The 21,250-nt window shown below is 64.9% G+C and carries 26 protein-coding genes; 8 read left to right on the plus strand and 18 right to left on the minus strand.

Annotated features, from left to right (window positions below):
• The 3 genes from EN853_RS00250 to EN853_RS00260 are packed head-to-tail and all read right to left on the minus strand — an operon-like array spanning nucleotide 1 to nucleotide 1,398.
• Nucleotides 1-462, minus strand: a complete 462-nt coding sequence (locus EN853_RS00250) for an SRPBCC family protein (RefSeq protein WP_127857293.1) — start codon at nucleotides 460-462, stop codon at nucleotides 1-3.
• Nucleotides 463-481: 19 nt separating this feature from the next.
• Nucleotides 482-871, minus strand: coding sequence for a VOC family protein (locus EN853_RS00255; RefSeq protein WP_281061474.1), 390 nt, complete (start codon nucleotides 869-871; stop codon nucleotides 482-484).
• A 44-nt stretch (nucleotides 872-915) separates the two neighbouring features.
• The gene (locus EN853_RS00260; protein WP_127857294.1) at nucleotides 916-1,398 is read right to left on the minus strand and encodes an SRPBCC domain-containing protein; all 483 of its coding nucleotides are present in this window, start codon (nucleotides 1,396-1,398) and stop codon (nucleotides 916-918) included.
• Nucleotides 1,399-1,449: 51 nt separating this feature from the next.
• Here EN853_RS00260 and EN853_RS00265 point away from each other — a divergent pair, with 51 nt between their 5' ends.
• The 3 genes from EN853_RS00265 (at nucleotide 1,450) to EN853_RS00275 (ending at nucleotide 3,075) form a co-directional block, all read left to right on the plus strand.
• Complete coding sequence (locus EN853_RS00265; RefSeq protein ID WP_127857295.1) at nucleotides 1,450-1,773, plus strand: helix-turn-helix domain-containing protein; 324 nt, start codon at nucleotides 1,450-1,452, stop codon at nucleotides 1,771-1,773.
• Between the two features lie 223 nt (nucleotides 1,774-1,996).
• The gene (locus EN853_RS00270; RefSeq protein WP_127857296.1) at nucleotides 1,997-2,746 is read left to right on the plus strand and encodes a YebC/PmpR family DNA-binding transcriptional regulator; all 750 of its coding nucleotides are present in this window, start codon (nucleotides 1,997-1,999) and stop codon (nucleotides 2,744-2,746) included.
• 17 nt (nucleotides 2,747-2,763) lie between these two features.
• Nucleotides 2,764-3,075 (plus strand): SelT/SelW/SelH family protein, encoded by a 312-nt coding sequence (locus tag EN853_RS00275; RefSeq protein ID WP_127857297.1) that lies wholly within the window; start codon nucleotides 2,764-2,766, stop codon nucleotides 3,073-3,075.
• 32 nt (nucleotides 3,076-3,107) lie between these two features.
• Here EN853_RS00275 and EN853_RS00280 read toward each other — a convergent pair whose 3' ends face one another.
• Both EN853_RS00280 and EN853_RS00285 read right to left on the minus strand, forming a co-directional pair.
• Nucleotides 3,108-3,584, minus strand: a complete 477-nt coding sequence (locus EN853_RS00280; protein ID WP_127857298.1) for a DUF1772 domain-containing protein — start codon at nucleotides 3,582-3,584, stop codon at nucleotides 3,108-3,110.
• Nucleotide 3,585: 1 nt separating this feature from the next.
• Nucleotides 3,586-4,419 carry an NAD(P)H-binding protein gene (locus EN853_RS00285; RefSeq protein ID WP_127857299.1) on the minus strand — a complete coding sequence of 278 codons (834 nt, stop codon included), beginning with the start codon at nucleotides 4,417-4,419 and terminating at the stop codon, nucleotides 3,586-3,588.
• A gap of 109 nt (nucleotides 4,420-4,528) precedes the next feature.
• Here EN853_RS00285 and EN853_RS00290 point away from each other — a divergent pair, with 109 nt between their 5' ends.
• Nucleotides 4,529-5,170 carry a TetR/AcrR family transcriptional regulator gene (locus EN853_RS00290; RefSeq protein WP_127857300.1) on the plus strand — a complete coding sequence of 214 codons (642 nt, stop codon included), beginning with the start codon at nucleotides 4,529-4,531 and terminating at the stop codon, nucleotides 5,168-5,170.
• Between the two features lie 72 nt (nucleotides 5,171-5,242).
• Here EN853_RS00290 and rpmE read toward each other — a convergent pair whose 3' ends face one another.
• Nucleotides 5,243-5,464, minus strand: a complete 222-nt coding sequence (gene rpmE, locus EN853_RS00295; RefSeq protein WP_040974396.1) for a 50S ribosomal protein L31 — start codon at nucleotides 5,462-5,464, stop codon at nucleotides 5,243-5,245.
• A 206-nt stretch (nucleotides 5,465-5,670) separates the two neighbouring features.
• On the opposite strand from rpmE, the gene EN853_RS00300 reads away from it, so the two are divergent.
• Entirely contained in the window at nucleotides 5,671-7,473 is a 1,803-nt protein-coding gene (locus EN853_RS00300; protein WP_127857301.1) for an ABC transporter transmembrane domain-containing protein, read from the plus strand.
• A gap of 38 nt (nucleotides 7,474-7,511) precedes the next feature.
• Here the strand turns inward: EN853_RS00300 and EN853_RS00305 are convergent, their stop codons facing one another.
• Entirely contained in the window at nucleotides 7,512-8,996 is a 1,485-nt protein-coding gene (locus EN853_RS00305; protein WP_127857302.1) for a carboxypeptidase M32, read from the minus strand.
• 149 nt (nucleotides 8,997-9,145) lie between these two features.
• Between EN853_RS00305 and EN853_RS00310 the strand changes: the two genes are divergently transcribed.
• A complete protein-coding gene (locus EN853_RS00310) occupies nucleotides 9,146-9,499 on the plus strand; it encodes a DUF1304 domain-containing protein (RefSeq protein WP_127857303.1) in 354 nt (117 codons plus the stop codon).
• A 155-nt stretch (nucleotides 9,500-9,654) separates the two neighbouring features.
• Here the strand turns inward: EN853_RS00310 and EN853_RS00315 are convergent, their stop codons facing one another.
• The 9 genes from EN853_RS00315 to EN853_RS00355 all read right to left on the minus strand — a co-directional run bounded on the left by EN853_RS00315 (nucleotide 9,655) and on the right by EN853_RS00355 (nucleotide 18,088).
• Nucleotides 9,655-10,080: a hypothetical protein gene (locus EN853_RS00315; RefSeq protein ID WP_127857304.1), complete on the minus strand. Its 426-nt coding sequence runs from the start codon at nucleotides 10,078-10,080 to the stop codon at nucleotides 9,655-9,657.
• 240 nt (nucleotides 10,081-10,320) lie between these two features.
• Nucleotides 10,321-11,349 carry a peptidoglycan -binding protein gene (locus EN853_RS00320; RefSeq protein WP_127857305.1) on the minus strand — a complete coding sequence of 343 codons (1,029 nt, stop codon included), beginning with the start codon at nucleotides 11,347-11,349 and terminating at the stop codon, nucleotides 10,321-10,323.
• A gap of 1 nt (nucleotide 11,350) precedes the next feature.
• Nucleotides 11,351-12,370, minus strand: a complete 1,020-nt coding sequence (locus EN853_RS00325) for a MotA/TolQ/ExbB proton channel family protein (RefSeq protein ID WP_127857306.1) — start codon at nucleotides 12,368-12,370, stop codon at nucleotides 11,351-11,353.
• 286 nt (nucleotides 12,371-12,656) lie between these two features.
• On the minus strand, nucleotides 12,657-13,349 hold the full coding sequence (locus EN853_RS00330) for a hemolysin III family protein (RefSeq protein ID WP_127857307.1): 693 nt from the start codon (nucleotides 13,347-13,349) through the stop codon (nucleotides 12,657-12,659).
• Between the two features lie 192 nt (nucleotides 13,350-13,541).
• Nucleotides 13,542-14,342 (minus strand): inositol monophosphatase family protein, encoded by an 801-nt coding sequence (locus EN853_RS00335; protein ID WP_127857308.1) that lies wholly within the window; start codon nucleotides 14,340-14,342, stop codon nucleotides 13,542-13,544.
• An 18-nt stretch (nucleotides 14,343-14,360) separates the two neighbouring features.
• Nucleotides 14,361-14,927, minus strand: a complete 567-nt coding sequence (gene efp / locus EN853_RS00340) for an elongation factor P (RefSeq protein ID WP_127300627.1) — start codon at nucleotides 14,925-14,927, stop codon at nucleotides 14,361-14,363.
• Between the two features lie 140 nt (nucleotides 14,928-15,067).
• A complete protein-coding gene (locus EN853_RS00345) occupies nucleotides 15,068-16,198 on the minus strand; it encodes a tetratricopeptide repeat protein (RefSeq protein ID WP_167524336.1) in 1,131 nt (376 codons plus the stop codon).
• Nucleotide 16,199: 1 nt separating this feature from the next.
• Nucleotides 16,200-16,847 (minus strand): thiamine phosphate synthase, encoded by a 648-nt coding sequence (locus EN853_RS00350; RefSeq protein ID WP_127857309.1) that lies wholly within the window; start codon nucleotides 16,845-16,847, stop codon nucleotides 16,200-16,202.
• A gap of 143 nt (nucleotides 16,848-16,990) precedes the next feature.
• Nucleotides 16,991-18,088, minus strand: coding sequence for an adenylate/guanylate cyclase domain-containing protein (locus tag EN853_RS00355; RefSeq protein ID WP_127857614.1), 1,098 nt, complete (start codon nucleotides 18,086-18,088; stop codon nucleotides 16,991-16,993).
• A gap of 162 nt (nucleotides 18,089-18,250) precedes the next feature.
• Here EN853_RS00355 and EN853_RS00360 point away from each other — a divergent pair, with 162 nt between their 5' ends.
• Nucleotides 18,251-18,685, plus strand: coding sequence for an SRPBCC domain-containing protein (locus EN853_RS00360; RefSeq protein ID WP_127857310.1), 435 nt, complete (start codon nucleotides 18,251-18,253; stop codon nucleotides 18,683-18,685).
• Between the two features lie 40 nt (nucleotides 18,686-18,725).
• Here the strand turns inward: EN853_RS00360 and EN853_RS00365 are convergent, their stop codons facing one another.
• Complete coding sequence (locus EN853_RS00365) at nucleotides 18,726-19,184, minus strand: GNAT family N-acetyltransferase (RefSeq protein ID WP_127857311.1); 459 nt, start codon at nucleotides 19,182-19,184, stop codon at nucleotides 18,726-18,728.
• A 192-nt stretch (nucleotides 19,185-19,376) separates the two neighbouring features.
• Here EN853_RS00365 and EN853_RS00370 point away from each other — a divergent pair, with 192 nt between their 5' ends.
• Complete coding sequence (locus EN853_RS00370) at nucleotides 19,377-20,147, plus strand: sulfite exporter TauE/SafE family protein (RefSeq protein WP_127857312.1); 771 nt, start codon at nucleotides 19,377-19,379, stop codon at nucleotides 20,145-20,147.
• 42 nt (nucleotides 20,148-20,189) lie between these two features.
• On the opposite strand, the gene EN853_RS00375 is transcribed toward EN853_RS00370, so the two are convergent.
• Nucleotides 20,190-20,741, minus strand: coding sequence for a DUF2269 family protein (locus EN853_RS00375; RefSeq protein ID WP_127857313.1), 552 nt, complete (start codon nucleotides 20,739-20,741; stop codon nucleotides 20,190-20,192).
• Nucleotides 20,742-21,250 lie beyond the last annotated feature (509 nt).

Here is a 21,250-nt window from a genome sequence, read left to right on the forward strand (position 1 = left end):
TCACGATAGCCCCTTCGGATGACGGTCGCCGATCAGGCCGAGCGTCAGGCCCTGCTCCAACCAGGCCTTGGCGCCGGCGAGCACCAGCGTGAAGCCGCCGGTCGAGCCGATTGCCTGGCTCACCTGCTCGTCGCCGGAGCCGGCGAAGCCGAAATTGCGGGCTTCGAGGAAGGTCGTGTTGCCTGGCATCCGGGTGAAAGTCCAGACGACGGTGGTCGGCGGATCGCTCCACCGCATGGCGATCTTTTCGTTGGGAACAATCTCGCTGACCTCGACCTTTGTCGAGACACCGTACATGCGCCATTCCCATTGAACCGGCTTGCCCTCGTCGAGCCGGCCACTGGAATGCGTGAACCAGAACTTCGTCGTGATTGCCGGATCGACGATCGCCTCGAAGACTTCGGCGACGGGCCGGCGGATCAGCATGCCGGCTTCGGCGACCGGGGCTTGGTTGAGTTCCACGACATCCTCCTCGAATTGCTCAGGGCAGGTTGATCTGCCAGGAGACGCCGAACCGGTCGTTGAACCAGGCGAAGCGGCGGCTGAAGCCGTAATTGCCGGCCGGCATCAGAAACGCGCCGTCCTTGGAAAGAACGCTGATGATGTGCTCCTGTTCCTGGTCGGACGAACAGTCGACGAAGAGCGAAGCCGCCGGCGTGAAGGTGAAAGCATGATGCACCGGGCTGTTGAAGATCATGATCTCCGTGCCGCCGATGGAGGCGCGGGCGAGCTTGATCGTCCCTTCGGGCCCGTCCTCGTCCGGACCGTAGCGCGTGACGTCGAGGACACGGCTCTCCGGAATGGTCTCGCAATAGAGGGTCATGGCCTCTTCGGCCTGGCCTTCGAACATCAGGAACGGCGTTACCTTCACGACCGGGCCTTTGGCTCAGATGCTGGGGGCTCAGTTGTTGGGACTCAGATGTTGGTTTCGTTGGCGGGCTCGCCCTTCATCTCGGCGCGGTAGTAGCCGTCGCGCAAATTGATGCCGTATTCGAGATAGGCCTTCATGCAGGCCAGCATCTGCGACCAGCCCTCGCAGTTGAGATAGGACTTCTTCAAGCCTGCCTCGCCTTCAAGCCATCCTTCCTCGGCGATGGTGACGAAGGTGCCGCCGTCGTCAAGCGGCTCGAAATTCATCTCGATGCGGGTCTTGTAGGCCGGCCTGCGCTCGGCGTCGGTCGCGTCCCAGCGCAGCACGATGCGCCTGTCCTTCGTCACTTCATCGACCTCCACAGGCACGGTCTTCCACCAGGTCACGGTGGTGCCGGCGACCAGCGGAGCGGAAGCGCCGCCAATGGTGGTGAAATAGGAGCTGAGCTTCGTCGGATTGACGACGGCGTCGAAGACCTCGGCGACCGGTTTGCCGATGCGTCCGGAAATCCTGAATCCAAGAGACATATCCACAGCTCCTTCCTTGCCGCTTCAAACGATATGTTATAGAAATATAACATGTCAAGTCAAACCGCGGACGACCATGTTTTCAAAGCCTTGGCGCATCCGCGCCGACGCGAGTTGCTGGACCGGCTGAAGGATCGGCCGCAGACCACCGGCGCGCTCTGTGTGGCTTTCCCGGACATGGACCGCTGCACGGTGATGATGCATCTCAAGGTGCTCGAAGAAGCCGACCTCGTCGTGGCGCGGCGCGAGGGGCGCGAGCGCTGGAACCATCTCAACGCGCTGCCGATCAGGCAGATCCACGACCGCTGGATCAGCCAGTATGCGGGGCATGCCATCAGCATCCTCGATCGGCTCAAGTCGGACCTGGAGGGATGATGCCCTGCCATGCGGGCCGTGCTCGGCGCCGCAGCGCCGGCTCGACGGCGCGTCTGGACGAATTGAGCCGATTTATCTATAAGCCGGCCATTCCGACAGAGAGCGCCGTGTGCCTTCGCAGGCATGCTTGCAGCGTTCTGAAATTTTGAATTCGAGCATTTTAACCGATGCCGGGCGATCGCTCCGGCCGAAAAATGCTCTAGCCGAACACGACAGGGGTGCCATGGCTGGCCATTCGCAATTTAAGAACATCATGCACCGCAAGGGCCGCCAGGACGCAGTGCGGTCGAAAATGTTTTCCAAGCTGGCGCGCGAAATCACCGTCGCCGCCAAGACCGGCACGCCGGACCCGGCGATGAACCCGCGCCTGCGCCTTGCGGTGCAGAACGCCAAGGCGGTGTCGATGCCGAAGGACAACATCCAGCGCGCCATCAACAAGGCGTCCGCCGGTGACGCCGAAAACTACGAGGCGGTGCGCTATGAGGGCTACGGCCCGGGCGGCGTCGCGCTGATCGTCGAGGTGCTGACTGACAACCGCAACCGCTCGGCCTCCAATGTGCGCGCCGCCTTCACCAAGGCCGGCGGGGCGCTCGGCGAAACCGGCTCGGTGTCCTTCATGTGGGACCGCATCGGCGAGATCTACTACCCGGCTTCTGCCGGCAGCGCCGACAAGGTGATGGAAGCCGCGATCGAGGCCGGCGCCGACGACGTGGAGTCGGACGAGGAAGGCCACACCATCTATTGCGGCTTCGAAAATCTCGGCGAAGTGTCGAAGTCGCTGGAAGCCGCGCTCGGCGAGGCGGAATCGGTCAAGCCGATCTGGCGGCCGCAGAACAATGTCCCGGTCGACGAAGAGCGGGCGCAGTCGCTGATGAAGCTGGTCGCCACCCTTGAGGACGATGACGACGTGCAGAGCGTCTACGCCAATTTCGAGGTCGACGACGAGACGATGGCCAAGCTCAGCGCGGCCTGATCAGTGAGACGAACCGCATGAGTGACAAGCTGCTCCCGACTGTTCGCATCACCTATTGCACGCAATGCCACTGGCTCTTGCGTGCAGGCTGGATGGCGCAGGAGCTGCTCTCGACCTTCGCCACCGATCTCGGCGAGGTGACATTGGTGCCGGGCACCGGCGGCATTTTCACCATCACCTGCAACGACCAGCTTATCTGGGAGCGCAAGCGCGACGGCGGCTTTCCGGATGCGGCGAAGCTCAAGCAATTGGTCCGCGATGTCATCGACCCGGATCGCGACCTTGGCCATGTCGATCGCACGACGCACAAGAAGACAGACCCCGCCTGACGCGGGGTCTTTTGCATTGTGGAGTGCGGTCTTCAGATCAATGCCATGATGAAGCAGGCCATTGCCACGATGGCGGTGACGGTGCGGACATGGTTCCACATCACCCACTGGTTCAGATGGTTCGCCCACACGGCGGCGCCGTTGGCGCTGTCCGGATCGACGGCGGCGAGCGTATCGTTGAGCGGCACGTTGAAGACCATGGTCACGATCGGATTGCCGATGAAATAGATCACGGCGCCGGCAAGCAGCCAGTATGAGCCAGACTGGCTCCAGCCGAAGAGAACGGCGGCAATGAGCACGAGGCAGATGAGGCCTGTGCCGAACAGCGCCGTCATGAAGGTCGGGGTGATCACCGTGATGTTGATCGAATTCATCGCCACGATACCGCTTGGGACGGGCAGCCGGGCAAGGGCTGCCATGACGAAATTGGAAAAGGCGAAGAACACGCCGCCGACGACGCCCGCGCCGATCGCGGCGATGAAGGTGAGGGTGGGAAGAAGTTTCATCATCTCAGTTGCTCCAGATGCCGCTAGCGGCGGTTTCGGTTGCGTAGGCGAAGAAGTCTTTCGGCTGACGGCCGAGCGCGCGCTGCACGCCATCGGTCAGCGTCTCGTTGCGGCCGTCGAGCACCTTCGTAAAGAGCTCGTCGAGCAGCCAAGCGAATTGCGGAGGCAAGTTGTGCGCTGCCACCGCTTCGGTGAATTCGGCACGTGAGATCTGCCGGAAGCGGATGTCGCGGCCGGCGGCCTTGCCGATCTCGGCGACGGCCTCAGCGAAGCTCAGCAGCCTCGGGCCGGTGAGCTCATAGAGCTGGCCTACATGGCCGGGCTCCGTCAGCACGGTTTCGGCGACATCGGCGATGTCGTCGGCATCGACGAAGGGCTCGCCGACAGCGCCGACCGGCAAGCCGACCTCGCCTTCGATAATGTTTTCGACGAGGAAGCCCTCGCTGAAGTTCTGCGAGAACCAGGAGCAGCGCAGGATCGTCCAGTCGGCGCCTGAGGCTTTCAGCATTTCCTCGGCGCGTTGGGCCTCGGTTTCACCGCGGCCCGAAAGCAGCACCAGCCGCTTGATGCCGCGCTCGACGGCAAGCCGGGCTAGCGCCTCGACGGTTTCGGCGGCGCCCGGCACGGCGATGTCGGGATAGTAGCTGATGTAGACGGCGCCGACGCCTTCGAGCGCCGCGTCCCAACTTCCCTTGTCCAGCCAGTCGAAGGACGGCGTGCCTGCGCGGGAGCCGATCCGTACGGGAATGCTCTTTGCGGTCAGCCGCTCGGCCAGCCGGCGCCCGGTCTTGCCGGTGCCGCCCAGGATCAAAATCGGTTTCTGTGTCGTGTCAGTCATCTCGACCTCCTCGTTTACAAACATGATAAATCCTCACATTTGCAAAACGTGATAAACCCTCGTATTTTGTGAGTCAAGCTAGTTTTCGAGAAATCGCCCGGAGAGAGCCATGGATGAAAAAGTCGCCGCCAAGCCGGATCAGGCCGCCATCGCTTCGCCGCGCCGGGCGCCAACGCAGCAGCGCAGCCGCGAGCGGGTCGAGCGCATGCTTGCCGCCGCCTCGTCACTGATTGCCGAGCAGGGCAGCGACGCCATGCGCATGGGAGAGGTGGCGGAAAGGGCGGGGGTTTCGATCGGCTCGCTCTACCAGTTCTTTCCGGACAAGCGGGCGATCGTCTGGGCGCTGGCCGAGCGCTACACCGCCGAAAGCCAGGCCTGCATCGCCTCAGCGCTGAAAGATGTCAGCGACGCCGAAGCTCTGAAGCAAGCGTTTTCGGAGCTGGTCGACATCTATTACCGGCTGTTCCTGGCCGAGCCGGTGATGCGCGACATCTGGTCGGGCACGCAGGCCGACAAGGCGCTGCGCGAACTGGAACTCGCCGACAGCCGGGCCAATGCCGAATTCCTCGTCGCGGTGTTGAAGCGCCTGCGCCCCGGCGCCGATCCGATTGCGCTGGAGACGACGGCGTTTCTGGTCTGGCAGATGGGCGAGGCCGCCGTGCGGCTGGCGATCTCGGTCGACCGGGAGGAAGGCGACAGGCTGGTCGCGGCCTACAAGCGTATGGCGCTGAGGGAGCTGTTGGCGGAATAAGCGGTCTGATACCGGCAACAAAAAACCCGCCTCGAAGGCGGGTTTTTGATCTCAGACAAAGAAGATAGGAGCTTAGAGGCCGAAACCTTCGAAGCGCTTCTTGAACTTGGAGAGGCGGCCGCCGCGGTCGAGCAGGGTCTGCTGGCCGCCGGTCCAGGCCGGGTGCGTGGTCGGGTCGATGTCGAGGTTCATCGTGTCGCCTTCCTTGCCCCAGGTGGAGCGGGTCAGGTACTCGGTGCCGTCGGTCATGACGACCTTAATGGTGTGGTAGTCGGGATGGATATCAGCCTTCATTGTCTTATTTCCTGGCTTGCCGGCGCCGGTGACGGGCCTATGGCCTGCGTCGATGCGCCCCTTTTTAAAACTCGAAGCCGCAGCTAATGAAAAGCCACGGCCTCAAAAACGGTCGGCGAGCCTATACATCAGCCGGAATTGAATCACAAGGCCGCGACAAGCGCATATTGAAGCGCGTGATCGGCAAGCGGCCAGAGGAAACGCTCATGGCGGATATCGGTGTCAGTGGAGACGCGCGCAAGCGCTCGATCCGGCCACTCAGGCGCCTTTTCCCTTATATCGCCCGCTACCGGAAGCTGGCGGTCGGCGCCATCATCTCGCTGACAGTGGCGGCGGCGACGACGCTGGCCCTGCCGATGGCCGTGCGGCGCATGATCGATCACGGCTTCCAGGCGTCGGGCTCGACCTTCATAGCGGAATATTTCGCGGCGCTCGTGGCGATGGCGGCCCTGCTGGCCGCCGCCTCGGCCAGCCGCTACTATTTCGTCATCACGCTCGGCGAGCGGATTGTCGCCGATATCCGCCGCGACGTGTTCGCCCATGTCACGACCCTGTCGCCGGCCTTTTTCGACAAGGCGCATTCAGGAGAGATCGTGTCGCGGCTCGCCGCCGACACGACGCAGGTGAAATCGGCGGTCGGCGCCACGGCGTCGGTCGCGCTGCGCAACCTTATCCTCGGCCTCGGCGCGGTGGCGATGATGGTCTTCACCAGCCCGAAACTCTCCGGCCTGGTCATCGCCGCCATCCCGCTGATCGTGCTGCCGCTGGTCGCCTTCGGCCGTTCGGTGCGGCGCAAGTCGCGGCTGGCGCAGGATACGCTCGCCGAAGCCACCGCCTATGCCAGCGAGCAGATCGGCGCCGTGCGCACGCTGCAGGCCTTCACCAACGAGAAGCTGGTGACGCGGCGCTTCTCGGCCGCGGTTGAGGCCGCCTTCGAGGCGGCGCGCACGTCGGTCTTTGCCCGTTCCTTCCTCACCTTCTTCGCCATCTTCATGATCTTCTCGTCAGTGGTGGCGGTGCTCTGGTTCGGCTCGCGCGACGTGCTTGCCGGTACGTTGTCGGCCGGCACGCTCGGCCAGTTCCTGCTCTATTCAGTGTTTGCCGCCGGCGCGCTCGGCGCCCTGTCTGAAGTGTGGAGCGAACTGTCGCAGGCGGCGGGCGCCGCCGAGCGGCTGACCGAGATCCTGGCCGAAAGACCTGCCATCCAGCCGCCCGCCGAGCCGCAGCCGCTGCCGGCCAAGGCCAAGGGCGCCATCAGCTTCGACGAGGTTTCCTTCTCCTATCCGGCGCGGCCGGACCGGGCCGCCGTCCACGGCCTGAGCTTCCAGGTGAAGCCGGGCGAAACGGTGGCGATCGTCGGCCCGTCGGGCGCGGGAAAGAGCACCGTCTTTTCGCTGATCCTGCGCTTCTACGATCCGGAAAGCGGACGCATCGTCATCGACGGCATCGACGTGCGCGAGGCCGATCCCGCCGCGATCCGCGGGCGCATCGCGATCGTGCCGCAGGACGTCACCATCTTCGCGGCGAGCGTGCGCGACAATATCGGCTTTGGCCGGCCGGGCGCCAGCGACGCCGAGATCGAGGCGGCGGCAAAGGCGGCCCTTGCCGACGAATTCATCGGCAAGCTCGAAAAGGGATATGACAGCCAGGTCGGCGAGCGCGGCGTGACGCTATCCGGCGGCCAGCGCCAGCGCGTGGCGATCGCCCGCGCCATCCTGCGCGACGCGCCGATCCTTTTGCTCGACGAGGCGACCTCGGCGCTCGACGCCGAAAGCGAGACGCTGGTGCAGACGGGGCTGGAGCACCTGATGCGCGGCCGCACCACCATCGTCATCGCCCATCGGCTGGCGACGGTGCTGAAGGCCGACAGGATCCTGGTGATGGAAGGCGGGCGCATCGTCGAGGAAGGCACGCATCAAAGCCTGGTCGCCAGGGGCGGCACTTATGCGCGGCTCGCCAAGCTGCAGTTCGAGACGGGTGCCAGCGCCTTCAGAGGCGCGGCGGAGTAGCCCAAGCGACAAAGCAGCCGGTCTTGGACCGCTGCGCGTCAGTCCCCATAGCGCTTGCGCAAATGTTCGGTGAAGTAGGCGGCGTTGAGTTTTTCACCGGTGGCGCGCTCGAGCAGTTCCGGCGTCGACCAGCGCGAGCCTTGCGACCAGATCCTTTTGCGCCGCCAGTCGTTGATGGCGCCGAAATCGCCCTTGGCGAGATCCTCGTCGGCGGACGGATGCTCCCTGGTCAAGGCGGCCCATTGCTGCGCCGCCATCATCGCGCCCAGCGTATAGGACGGGAAGTAGCCGAAGGCGGCGCCCGGCCAGTGCACGTCCTGCATCGGTCCGTCGGCCGGGTTGTCGATGGTCGACAGGCCGAGATAGTCGCGCATCTTGGCGTCCCACGCTTCTGGCAGGTCGACGACTTCCAGCCGGCCGGAGACGAGCTCTTGCTCGAGCTCGTAGCGCAGGATGACATGCAGCGGATAAGTGACCTCGTCGGCGTCGACGCGGATCAGGCCGCGCTCGACATGGTGGACGTGCGGCAGGATGGCGTCGAGCGACCAGGCTTCGCCGAGATGTTTTTCGACCACCGGCAACGCCCAGCGCCAGAAGGCGGGGTTGCGGCCGATCTGCTTTTCGACGAAAAGGCTCTGGCTCTCATGCACAGCCATGCCGCGCGCCTTGCCGAGCGGCCAGTGCGACCAGGCTTTCGGCAGGTTCTGCTCGTAGAGCGCGTGGCCGGTCTCGTGCAGCACGCCCATCAGCGCCGACAGGAAGTCGGAGGTCTTGTAGCGGGTGGTGATGCGCACATCGCTCGGCACGCCGCCGCAGAACGGATGGTGCGACACCGACAACGAGCCGTGGGTGAGGTCGAAGCCGACCGCCGCCATCATGGCAAGGCCGAGCTCGCGCTGGCGGTCGATGGCGTAGCTGCCGGAAAGCGGCTTCAGCGGGTGCTTGGCCAGCCGCGCATCCTGCACAGCCAGCGCGTGCGGCAGGAAATCCTTGAGGAAAGCCTTCAGCTCGGAAAACACCGGCGTGATGTCGGCGGCGCGGTTGCCGGGATCGTATTGTTCCATCAGCGAGTCATAGGGGGCGAGGCCGAGTGCGTCGGCGCGCAACGCCGCCTCTTCCCGCACCAGCGCCACGACGCCTTCCAGCGCCGGCAGGAAGCCGGCCCAGTCGTTCCTGGCGCGCAGGTCGCGCCAGAGCTGCTCCGAGCGCATGCGCGCGATCGTTTGGCGCTCGACAAACTCGACAGGCAGGCAGGTGAGATTGGTGTATTGCCGGCGCATCTCCCGCACCGCCGCCCGCTGCTCGTCGTTCAAGGGCTCGGCTTCGGCGGCGGCGATCCAGTCGCCGATCTCCGGCGCGGTCGCCTGGGCGTGCAGCATGCCGGCGAGTGTCGACACCGCTTCGGCGCGCTTCTCGCCGCCGCCGACCGCCATGTGGGTCGCTTCGTCGGCGCCGAGGATGGCCAGCGCATGCTCCAGGGCTTCGAGCTTATGGCCGAGTTGGTCGAGTTTCTGGAAGGACATGGATGGATTCCGGCTGCAGATGGGCTGGCGCGAAAAGATACCAAGGCATCGACCTTGGCAACCCTGATCCGTCGGTTTCGGGTCAGCCCATCTTGCCTACCGATGGCAGCGCGTGATCAATGCATTGATTAGAACGAGCGGAGGGGACAATGACCGGCAATATCCTGGTCGGGCTGGTGGCGCTGATCCACTGCTACATCGTCTATCTGGAGATGGTGCTGTGGGATACGCCGCGCGGCCACAAGGCGTTCAACCTGAAGCCTGACTTTGCCAGCGCCTCAAAAGTGCTCGCCGCCAACCAGGGGCTCTATAACGGCTTTCTTGCCGCCGGGCTGATCTGGGGCCTTTATCTCGGCGGCGGCGGATTCCAGATCAAGGTGTTTTTCCTGGTTTGCGTTGCCATCGCCGGCCTTTACGGCGCGGCGACCGTCGGCCGGAAGATCCTGTTCATCCAGACGCTGCCGGCGGTGCTGGCCATCGTGGCGCTCTGGCTCGGCCTGTGATCAAAAAGACGCGATCAATAGGACGCGATCGAAAAAGGACGCCCTTGGAGCCAGGTTCCTCGGGCGCCAGTTGGTCCCTTCCGTTTCCTCCGAGCGATGTTGCGCTTTGACGCAACTCCGGACGGAAAACCGCTTCGTACTTTTCCTGGAATTGCTCAGCCGTTCGGATAGTGACCGCCGTCGGCGCCGTCGCCCATCAGGAAGCCGCTGCCGGTGTCGACCATCAGCTTCTGATCGACAAGATCGAGACGGCGCAGCAGGGCGTGATATTGGGTGGCGGGAATCCTGCCATGATCCGAAGCGGCGACCTTCTCGGCGGCCTGGCTGATGTGGGCGGCACGCCTATGCAGCTGCTCAGCCTCGGCAGCCGAGATGGTGTTGGCTTCCCGCGCATCCTTGATGCCCTGGTCCACGCCCTGGACCTGATGGATGAGGCTGGTCACGCGCGGTCCGGTCATGTCGGTTGGATCGGTCGCGTCGAGGGCGCCCTTGTGATGCCCGGCGGCGTAGGCGCTGGCGAGCGGAGCGGCGATCAGAACCGCGGCGAGGGTTGCAGTCTTGAGAGATGTCGAAGCGCGCATGACGGCGCATCCTTCTGCTGGGGAAGGGCGCAGCCATGCTGCCGCGCCTTCCGACCTTGCGGGCCGTCCGGTTCCGTCGCGTCGCGATGGGAGGCATCGCCGGCGGTCCCCGGCCCTGCGCGGCAAGCTAGGAGCGTCAATTTGCGATGTGTAATTAAAAAAATATAATGTTTTCAGGCCTTGCCGGTCGCCGTCCGCGCCCTAGAGTTGAGCCGGCGAACAATTTCGCGTGAGTTTGAATCAACGTTCGGTGAGCTTCAGTTCAATACGGCGGTTCTTGCTGCGCGCGTCGTCGGTGTCGGCCGGATCGAGCGGCTGGAACTCGCCGAAGCCGGCGGCGACCAGCCGATTGGCCGGCACGCCATTCTCGATCAGGAACTTCACCACCGACGTCGCGCGCGCCGTCGAAAGCTCCCAGTTGTCGCGATAGCGGCCGGTGCCGGACAGCGGCTTGTTGTCGGTGTGGCCGTCGACGCGCAGCACCCAGCTGATCTCGGGCGGGATTTCCTTCTGCAATTCGATGACGGCGTCGGCGAGCTTCTTCATCTCGACCTTGCCGGCATCGTTGATCTCGTCGGAGCCGGTCGGGAACAGCACTTCCGACTGGAAGACGAAGCGGTCGCCGACAATGCGGATGTTCTCGCGGTCGGCGAGGATCTCGCGCAGCCGGCCGAAGAAGTCGGAGCGGTAGCGGTTGAGTTCCTGCACACGTTGCGCCAGCGCGACGTTCAGGCGGCGGCCAAGATCGGCGATCTTGGTGTTGGAGTCGCGATCGCGCTGCTCGGACACGTTGAGCGCGTCCTCGAGCGCCGCGATCTGCTTGCGCAAAGCCGCGATCTGCTGGTTGAGGATCTCGACCTGGCTCAGCGCCTGCTGACTGATCTGACGCTGGTTGCCGAGCTCGCCCGAGAGGGCCGCGGCGCGCTTGTTGGCGGCATCGCCGGCGCCGGCGCCCTGGGCCAGCAGCTGTTCGAGTCGGCTCTTTTCGGCCTCTGCCGCCGACAGCGAAGCCTGCAGGTTGGCGAGCGAGTCTTCCTTGTCCTGGCTGTTCGAACGCTCCAGCGCTAGCAGTTGGGTCAGCTCGTTGATCTGCGAGTTGAGCCGGTTGAGCACCGTGTCCTTGCCCGAAATCTCGCGGCTGAGCAGGAACTGCGCCAGCACGAACACCGTCAGCAGGAACATGATCGCCAGCAGCAGTGTCGACAGCGCGTCGACGAAACCCGGCCAGTAGTCGATGCGGCGGTCGGCGCGCCGTCTTGCCAGCGCCACGTCAGTGGACCCCTTGCTTCTTCAGCGCGTCGGCGATCTTTTCCAGCGTGTTGCGCATGGCTTTCTGCTCGTCGGACTGGGCCTCGACCCAGTCGCGCATGATCTGCTGTTCGGAGCGCATGTTCTTGACCAGGCCGGAAATCCCGTCGGCCAGGTTGGCCATGGCGGTGGCGACGCGCGGGTTGGAGCCACCGCCATTCTCTTGCAGGCTGCGCAGCCGCTCCGACAGCAGCCGGATTTCTTCCGACGGCTCGGCGCGCGCCTGATCGGAGACGACGATGTCGGACGACAGGTCGGTGACCGAGGACAGCCAGTTCTCAAGCTCGGTGTAGAAGCGGGTCTGGGCGCGGCCGGCCTGCAGGTCGAGGAAGCCGAGCACGAGCGACCCGGAGAGACCGAACAACGAGGACGAGAAGGCCGTGCCCATGCCGGCGAGCGGCGCCGAAAGGCCCTGCTTCAACGCGTCGAGCACTGCGGCGGCGTCGCCTGTGCCGGGGTCGAGCGCCTCGATGGTCTCGCGGATTGAGGCGATGGTGTTGAGCAGGCCCCAGAAAGTGCCGAGCAGGCCGAGGAACACCAGGAGGCCGACCAGATAGCGCGACGTGTCGCGGCTTTCGTCGAGGCGGGTGGCGATGGAATCGAGCATGGTGCGCATCGAGGAGGTCGAGAAGGCGATCGTCGACGAGCGGCCGATCATCGCTTTCATAGGCGCAAGAAGCACCGGCTCGGTCGTCTCGGAGCCGGCGCGGAAGGAATTGACCCAGCGCACTTCGCGGAACAACCGGCCGACCTGGACGAAGGCGAGCAGGATGCCGACGGCGAGCACGCCGATGATCAGCCCGTTGAGGCCGGGATTGCTGGAGAAGGCTCTCGAGATCTGGCGGGTGAGGATGGCGGCGATGAAGGCGACGATGACCAGGAAGATCACCATGGTGAGCAGGAAGACCTGCGGGCTCGACAGCTTGTGCGGATCGTAGACCAGGACATCCGAGCGCCTGCCGAAGGATCTGAGAAAAGCCATCCGTGCCCCGTTTGCGATGCTACCCGCCGCAGAATTGCCGCGACTCTAAACGGAATTGTGACCAAATTGAATGGCGCTTGGCAATATCGCCGCCGCCGCCTTGTTTTGAGGCAATTCCGGACGGAAGGGCTACGGCGAAGTCGTCGAGCCTGAGCGCTTCACACTTTTGCTGGAACTGCTCCAAAGCGCGTCGCGCCGGAAGATATTCAGGCGACGCGCTTCAATCTCTTTTGATGCATGTCGTTCTCCCAAAACCGCTGCGCACTTTTGGGCGAAACGCACTCGTTCAGAACCGGTTGATGACCAGGCAGTCGACCATCGCGGCCAGGTGCAGCCCCGCGCCGGCGACGACGAAGCCGTGCCAGACGGCATTGTGGAAGCGCAGCCCCTTCCAGGCAAAGAAGATGACGCCGAAGGAATAGACGATGCCGCCGGCGATGAGCAGCGCGACGGAGGCGGTCGGCAGCGTCTCGACCAGCGGTCCGGCGAGCAGGACGCCGCTCCAGCCGATGGCGAGGTAGAAGAGGATCGCCAGCCGGTCGTAGCGTCCGGGCAGGAACATCTTGATCGCGATGCCCATCGCCGCCGCGCTCCACACGATGACGATCATGGGCACGGCAAGCGGCGAAGTGCGGAGCTGGGCCAGGAAAGGCGTGTATGTGGCGGCGATCAGGAGATAGATCGCGGCGTGGTCGAAGCGGCGCAGGATCCACTTCGCCGGCCACGATGTCGGCCACAGATTGTAGGCCAGCGAAACCGACAGCACGGTGAGCAGGGATACGACGTAGAAGACGGCGGCGACATATTCGCCCGGGCCGGAATGGAAGGCGGCCAAAGCCAGGAAGGCCGAGCCGGCGGCGATCGCCAGCACGATGCCCACGGCATGGACGACGCCATCAGCGATCATCTCGGCGCGCGAATAATGCCAGCGCCCCACGAAGGGGATTTCGATCTGGGAGTTTGGGCGCGCGTCGTTCATGAGTGATCCTGCAACTCTAATCTGGGCAGTCGCGGATCAGTATTTCAAGCTTCGGTTGCGGTTTTGCGACGACAGCGGCGCGTCCTTTCGACGCGCAAAGGACGACGTAGTACCTCGATTTGCTTCAGTGCGCCGCGCGTTTCAGCCGGGCCGACCAGTCAGCGCGGCCAACCTGGCAGCTGCGACAACCTGTCAGCGGGGCGCAAGCGGCTTCTTCACCGTCTTCAGGAGCGCGCGCTGGATGATCTCGTTGCCGGCGACGACGGAGCCGGCCTCCAGCATGTCCTGCCCGCCATTCATATCCGAAACGAAGCCGCCCGCCTCGCGGATGAGCAGCGTGCCGGCGGCGATGTCCCAGGCCGAAAGGCCGGTTTCCCAGAACCCGTCCATGCGGCCGGCCGCGACATAGGCGAGATCGAGCGCGGCGGAGCCGAGGCGGCGGACGCCGGAGACTTCGGCCATGACGTTGCGCAACTCGATCAGGAAATTGCCGTGCTGGCCGCGTCCGAGATGCGGCACGCCGCAACCGATCACGGCATCGGTGAGCTTGGCGCGTCCGGCGACGCGCAGCCGGCGGTCGTTCATGAAGGCGCCGCCGCCGCGCTCGGCGGTGTAGAGCTCGTCCATCGCCGGATTGTAGACGACGCCGGCGACGATCTGGCCTTGGCGCTCCAGCGCGATCGAGACCGCGAAGAGCGGGATGCCGTGCAGGAAATTGGTGGTGCCGTCGAGCGGGTCGACGATCCAGCGGTGCTGGCCGTCCTCGCCTTCGACGGCGCCGCGCTCCTCCATGAGAAAGGCGTAGCCCGGCCGCGCCTTGGACAGCTCGGCAAAGACGATCTCTTCGGCCTTGCGGTCGGCCTGGCTGACATAGTCGCCGGGTCCCTTCATCGAGACCTGCAGGTTCTGCACTTCGCCGAAATCGCGCGACAGCGACCGGCCGGCCTTCATCGCGGCCTGGACCATGACATTGAGGATCGCGGAGCGTGCCATTTTTTCTTCCTGCTGCCGTTACTCTGCGCGGCGGACGTAAGTGATCTCGTTGGTGTCGACGATGATGCGCTCGCCGGCCGAGATGAAGGGCGGCACGAGAACGCGGACGCCGTTCTCCAGCACCGCCGGCTTGTAGGAGGATGCCGCCGTCTGGCCCTTCACCACCGGGTCGGCCTCGGTGATGGTCAGCGTCACCTGGTCGGGCAGCGAGATGCCGATCGGCCGTTCCTCATAGAGCTGGACAGTCACCATCATGCCGTCCTGCAGGAAGGCGGCGCGCTCGCCGACGAAATCCTTCGGCAGCTCGAGCTGCTCGTAGCTTTCGGTGTCCATGAACACCAGGGCGTCGCCCTGCTCGTAGAGGAACGAAAAGTCCTTCAGATCGAGCCGGATCTGCTCGACGGTCTCGGCCGAGCGGAAGCGCTCGTTGAGCTTGGTGCCGTTGATCAGGTTCTTCAGCTCGACCTGGTTGTAGGCGCCGCCCTTGCCAGGCTTGACGGTATTGGTCTTGACCGCCACCCACAGGCCGCCATCGTGCTCGATGACATAGCCGGGACGGATTTCGCTGCCACTGATCTTGGCCATGATGAACTGATCCGGAATGAGATTTTTTCGCGCGGAGCGCGCCTTGGCGCCTCCAAGACCACAAATCCTGCGGAGAGGCAAGGGAGAGGGTGGCATGCAAGAGCGGCGGTCACAGAGCCGGCCGCCGCGGCCAAGCGCCGTCAGGGCAGCCGGTTCGCCTTCTGCAAAGCCTGCCTGGTCTGTTCGTCGTCGAGGCCCTGCAGGAAATCGTCCATCTGCGGGTCGACCAGCCCGGCGCGGCGGGCGACGATGTACCAGGCTCCGGCCAGGATCAGATCGGGGTCGGTGCCGATGCCGCCCATATAGAGCTTGGCGAGGCGGTTCTGGGCGGCGACGTTGCCGCCCGCGGCCGCGCGCCTCATCCAGGCGAAGCCCGATTTCAGATCGCGCTCGCCGCCGCGTCCCTCGATCATCCAGGCGGCGAGATCGATCTGCGCGGTGTCGTAGTTCTGCCGCGCGGCCTGCGCCAGCAGCATACGCGCCTTGGCATCGTCATGCGGCCTGCCGCCGGCGCCGTTGGCGTAGAGTTGCGCCATCGCATATTCGGCGTCGGCAAGTCCGGTCGCGGCGGCGCGCTCGTAGTAGACGGCAGCCTTGGCGAGGCCGGCGTCGCCCGGATCCTGCTGGACGAGCAATTGGGCGAAGTTGAACTGCGCCAGGCGGTTGCCGGCCTCGGCGGCGGCCTGCATCAGCGCATAGGCTTCCTTGCCGTCCTTCTTCACGTAGCGACCGTCGAGCAGCATCAGCGCGTACTGGAACTGCGCCTCCGGCACGCCCTGCTCGGCGGCAAGCCCATACCATTTCGCGGCCTCCGCCGCGCTGAGCGGCACGCCCAGCCCGCGCGACAGGATCTCGGCGACCAGTGTCTGGGCCGCAGGGTCGCCGTTCTTGGCCCGGATCAAGGCGAGGTTGTAGGCGGTCTTGTAGAGCCCGCGCTGGAAGGCGCCGTATGCGGCGTCCGGCGGCTTGGCGCCGAAGCGATCGGGATTGACGGTATCGGCCGATGGCGGCGAGAGCGTCGCCGGCTGCGGCAGCGGTGTTTCGATCGCCTTGTCGCTATGCACCGGGTCCGCATTCGGGACGCCAGCGTTCGGGGCTGCGGTACCCGGGGCGCCGGCGCTGGGAGCGCCGGTACTTGGCGCGCCATTATCCGGCGCGTTTGTATCCGGTCTGGGCTGCGGTACCGGCACCGTCTCCGTGCCCGCCGCCGCGGCCGCCTGGATCGCCAAGGCAGCGGCCAACGCCGCAAAGGGAAGCCGGGGCCAGCGCACGTCAGTCCTCGAAGCGCGGCGCGGTTTCGTCGAGCAGCGCGTTGGCCGCGGCGACCGCTGCGCGTGGATCGAGCCCGTTGGCGAAGACCGCGCTGGAGAGCGCCACGAACTCGGCTCCGGTGGCCGCCACCGTCTCCACCGAGGCGAGCTCGAACCCGGCCATGACGATGCAGGGTATCTGGATCATCTGCGCCCACCATTCGCCGAGCGAGAGGTTGCGCGGATGCGGCTCGGGCTTGTTGTCGTAGCCGAAACGGCCGAAGAACATATAGTCGGGCCGCTCCTCGCCAAGTTCCAGCGCCTCGTCGCGGGTCTTGGCGCCGCCGGCGCCGACCATCATCTTGTCGGCCAGGCGCTCGATCGTCTCGGCGAGCTCCTTGCGATTTGCCTCGACGTGGATGCCGTCGGCGTGGACGCGGCCGGCGATGCGGCTGTCGCCGGCGATGATGACCGCGATGCCGGCAGCTTGAGCGACCGGCACGATCTTCTCGGCGAAGGCCTGGAAGGTGGCATCGTCCATGCCGTTAGCGGGGAGGATCAGCGAAGCAACGTCGCCGCCGCCGAACGCCGCGCAGATGTGTTCGGCCGTCGCGAGCGGCGGCGCGATCAGCACGATACGGCAGCGGTTGGGCGGCGTTAAATCGTTCATCGGTCTTCGATTCCGGTTTTCGCCTATGCGGGGCGAAGATGGTTGCATTGCGGCATAGAGCAAAGCGCCCGGCTTGAACAGGCGGGCGAAGCAGGATCGTCAGAAGGCCGCGCCCAGAGCCATCGAGAACGGCGGTCCAGGGGTCACCCGTCCGCCAGGCCGAAGACGGCGCACGATCTGGCGATTCCGCGCAATTGATGTTCGCCCAGCGGGACCATGGGCGTTGATATTTCCGCCGTGACAGCCCCCGAGATCAGCACACTCCGTCCAAGCGGCCGGCACAGGCCTTCGAGCCTGCTGACGAGATTCACGGCCGGGCCGATAGCGGTGAAATCCAGCCGGTCGGCTGTGCCGATATTGCCCCACACCATGTCGCCCAGATGCAGCGCCATGCCGAACTGCAGCGCGGGCATGCCCTGGCTGGTGCGGACCTGATTGAGCTGCGCCATCCCCGCCCGCGCCGCTCCGACCGCGCGCAACGCTGCTTCGCAAGCCGCTGCAGCCGAGCGCTCGCCGACAGGAAAGATCGCCAGCACCCCGTCGCCAATGAACTTCAGTACCTCGCCGCCAAAAGCGTGAACGGCGCCGGCGATGCGGTCGAAGCTGGCGTTGAGCGCCGCCACGACCTGTTCGGCGTCCGTCTTCTCCGACAGGGCGGTAAAGTCGCGCAAATCGCTGTAGAGCAGGACAGCGCGGATCGACTCGCCGACCTCGCGCCGAGAACGGCCGGCCAACACCTGCGCCGCGCTTCGCTGCCCGAGATAGGCCTGAAGCAGGGCCGACAGCGCCGACCTGGCGGCGAGAGCGGCAAGCGGCGCGGCGGCGAAGCGCGCCACCTGGTCCAGCGAGTTCGATTCGTGCTTCGCGAGAGGCCGGGTCGCGACCCAATTCAGTTTTGGATTCTCGGACTGCGCATACTCACGCTCAGGCCCAACCGTGTAATCGTGCACAACACCGGTTCCCAGTCCCGCCAGCCATTCGCGTCCAAGATCCTCCTCTCCGGCTCCAGGCATCGTGCCGGCGCCAAAACCCAGAGCCTCCATGACGACCCCTGTCTCGGCCCGCCACAGCCAGGCGCGGCGCGTTATGATCGGATGCGGCGCGGCGAGCGTCAGGGCTCCACCGGCGAGCGGCAGCCCATCGTCAACCAGGCGCGCGCCGAGCGTAGCCAGGAAATCATCCGGCTGGACGGCGACGCCGGCGCTGTCGACCAGCCAGGCGAGAGTTGAAGAAAGCCGCATCGATACGATCATGCTTCGGCGTTCCGTCGCTGTCACCAGCGTGAAATAACCCAACGAGATTTTTGTTGAACGGAAGGGCGATTTGGCTTCGAATCGAAAGCGCTTGTCCGGCGCCGCCTGTCGGGCGAGCCATGTTGCCGCACGTAAACTCGGGAGGTTTCGATGGCTGAGCCCTTGATCGTTCGTCGTGAGGTGCAGATCGCGGCGCCGCCGGCGACGGTCTTCGCTTTCCTGACAGACCCCGACAAGATCGTGCGCTGGATGGGAACGGAGGCAACGGCAGAGCTCAACCCCGGCGGGCTTTACTTGCTGAATTTGGCAGGAAGAGCCACGGCACGCGGCCAATTCACCGAGGTCGTACCCGTCCACCGCCTTGCCTACAGCTTCGGCTGGGAGGGCAACGACAAGACACCGCCCGGTTCGAGCCTTGTTGAAATCGATCTGGTCGAAGAGTCCGGCGGAACGCGGGTCAAGCTCACCCATAGCGGCCTTGCCGACCGAGAGATTTGCGACAGCCATGAGAAGGGCTGGACTCACTATCTGAGCCGGCTCGCAATCACCGCCGCCGGTGGCGACCCGGGACCGGACAAGATGTAGGGCTGCGGCCGCGATTGCCGACAGGCAACGACACCAACCGCTAGAGTTCGAGCTTGTAGCCGATGTGGCTCGCCTTGAAGCCAAGCCGCTCATAGAAGCGGTGCGCGTCAAGCCGGCTCTTGTTGGTCGTCAACTGGACGACCTTGCAGCCGCGCTCGCGGCATCTTTCGACCGCCCATTCCAGCAAGCGCTGCCCGAGCCGTTCGCCGCGCCGGTTCGCCGCGATGCGCACCGCCTCGATCTGGCCGCGCCAGGCGCCCTGCAACGACAGCCCCGGGAGAAAGCTGATCTGCAGCGTGCCGATGACATCGTCGCCGTCCGTCATCACCGCCAGGAACTGGGTCTGGTTGGCGTCGATCGCCGCGAAGGCATCCAGATAGGCTTGCGCCAAAGGCATGCTTGCTTTCTCGCGGGCACGGCCAAGCGCGTCATCGGCCAGCATCGCGACGATCGCCGGGAGATCGGCTTTTTCCGCGCGGCGGATCACGACTTCGCTCATTGTCAAAAACCTTGTGCTGGGCCGGTGACCTTATGCATGGCCCAGGCGCTTGCCGCAAACCGGGAACTCGGCTTACAGACAGTTGGTCGTGCCGACCGGCTGACAGGACACATCGGCTATCGCGGTCCTCCGCTTTGTGGTCTATTGCGGGTCTCCCGTCATCCTCCCAGCCGCTCTCACCCCCCGTTCCCTATGACAGGCCTGCTCAGCGATCCCTGGTTCTATGCCGCCGCCATTCCGGCGGTCATCCTCGTCGGCCTGTCGAAGGGCGGTTTCGGCGGCGCGGTCGGCTTCGTCGGCGTGCCGCTGATGGCGCTGACCATTCCGCCGGTGCAGGCGGCCGCCATCCTGCTGCCGATCCTTTGCCTGATGGACGTCGTCTCGGTATGGACGTGGTGGGGCATCTACGACCGCAAGATGCTGGTCGACATGATGCCGGGCGCCGTCATCGGCATCGGCCTCGGCTGGCTGACGGCGGCCCTGGTGACCGAGGAGATGGTGCGGCTGATCGTCGGCGCGGTCGCGCTGGTCTTCGTGCTGCGCTGGATCTATCTGCAGTTCCGCCACGGCGCCGACCACGCGGCGGAGCCGAACCGGATCGCGGCGGCCTTCTGGGGCACGGTCGCCGGCTTCACCAGCTTCGTCGCCCATGTCGGCGGCCCGCCTTTCCAGGTCTATGCGCTGCCGATCCGGCTCGACCCGAAGGTGCTGTCGGGGACGGCGGCGATTTTCTTTGCCGCCACCAACGCGCTGAAGCTCATCCCTTATTTCGCGCTCGGCCAGTTCGACAGCACCAACCTAATCGCTTCCTTTGCGCTGATGCCGCTGGCGCCGCTGTCCACCATTGCCGGCGCCTGGCTGGTGCGCCGCATGCGCCCGGAAGTGTTTTATCCGTTCACCTACGCGACGGTGGCCGTGGTGGCGGTCAAGCTGCTTTGGGACGGCATCGCGGGGCTTATGTAGCAGATGGGGCGGCCAGGCAGCCGCCCCCTGGGCATGACGCTCTCAGGCCGCGCTCGGCACCATCTGGCGGCTGCCGCCAAGGGCGAGAGCCGCGCCGGCCGCCATCACCAGCACCATGCCGGCGAGGATGCCGATGTCGTTCATGGTGGGCTTCAGCACCATGTCGGCGATGATCACCAGCATCACCGCATAGTCGAAACGCGCCCAGCTCATCATGCGCTGGCCGATGGCGAGAACAGGGGGCGTCACGCCTTCCTTGGCGACCATGGCGCCCATCCGCTCGCCGGTCGGCTTGAAGACGAGCATGCCGATCGAAAAGGTCGTGGCGTAGCCGGCAAGGCCGATGACGATCCACAGCTCGGAAAAGCCCACCCAGAAGCCGCACATGATGAGGCCGAAGATCAGAGTGAGCATCGACATCGGCGCAAAGAACCTGCCGCCGAGCTGGCCGCTGGCGCGCAACGCCTGGAGCTTGTCCTCGATCTTGCCGGCGCGCTCGGCAAGCAGGCCGAGCAGGAACAGGACGAAACCGCCGCCGACCCACAGAACGGCCGAGACGACGTGAAGGAATTTGACGATCGAGTACCAGTCCATGCTTTGCTCCTGCATTTCTTTCCTGATTGGCGACGGCGCGGATTTGCGCCAGTCCTTGCGAGGAGCGGCGTTTTGCGCGGCACGTGTTTCGGAACGATGTCGCAGCGGCGACCAGCATGTTTCGGCGCCGCGAGAAGCATGGGAGAATCCGGTCTTCATACCGGCCGCCGGGGTAAACCGGCTCGTCCCATTCCGGCACAGGAATGCCGGTTCGGTCAAAAATTCGAATTGGTGTTAAGACTTCATTAAGCTTTACAGGCGTTTACTATGCGCATCCAGTTTTTCTGGATTCTTACCGAGTGGTTGGAGCCACTTTGTTTGACGCCTCCCTGTTAAACTCCTGAGAGCCGCCTTATCCGCGGCTCTTTTTTTGTCCGCTGGTGGCCAGCCAAGGCGCGGTCCGGCGTTAACCGTTTGTTAAACATGCGCTTGCCTTCGTGGGCATCGAAGCGCATTTTCAAGCCTCAGTCGTTTAAGGGTGCAGGACGTATCGGCAAGGATGCCGAATC

Origin of the sequence: Mesorhizobium sp. M1C.F.Ca.ET.210.01.1.1 (genome assembly GCF_004791585.1) — a bacterium.
GTDB lineage: Bacteria > Pseudomonadota > Alphaproteobacteria > Rhizobiales > Rhizobiaceae > Mesorhizobium.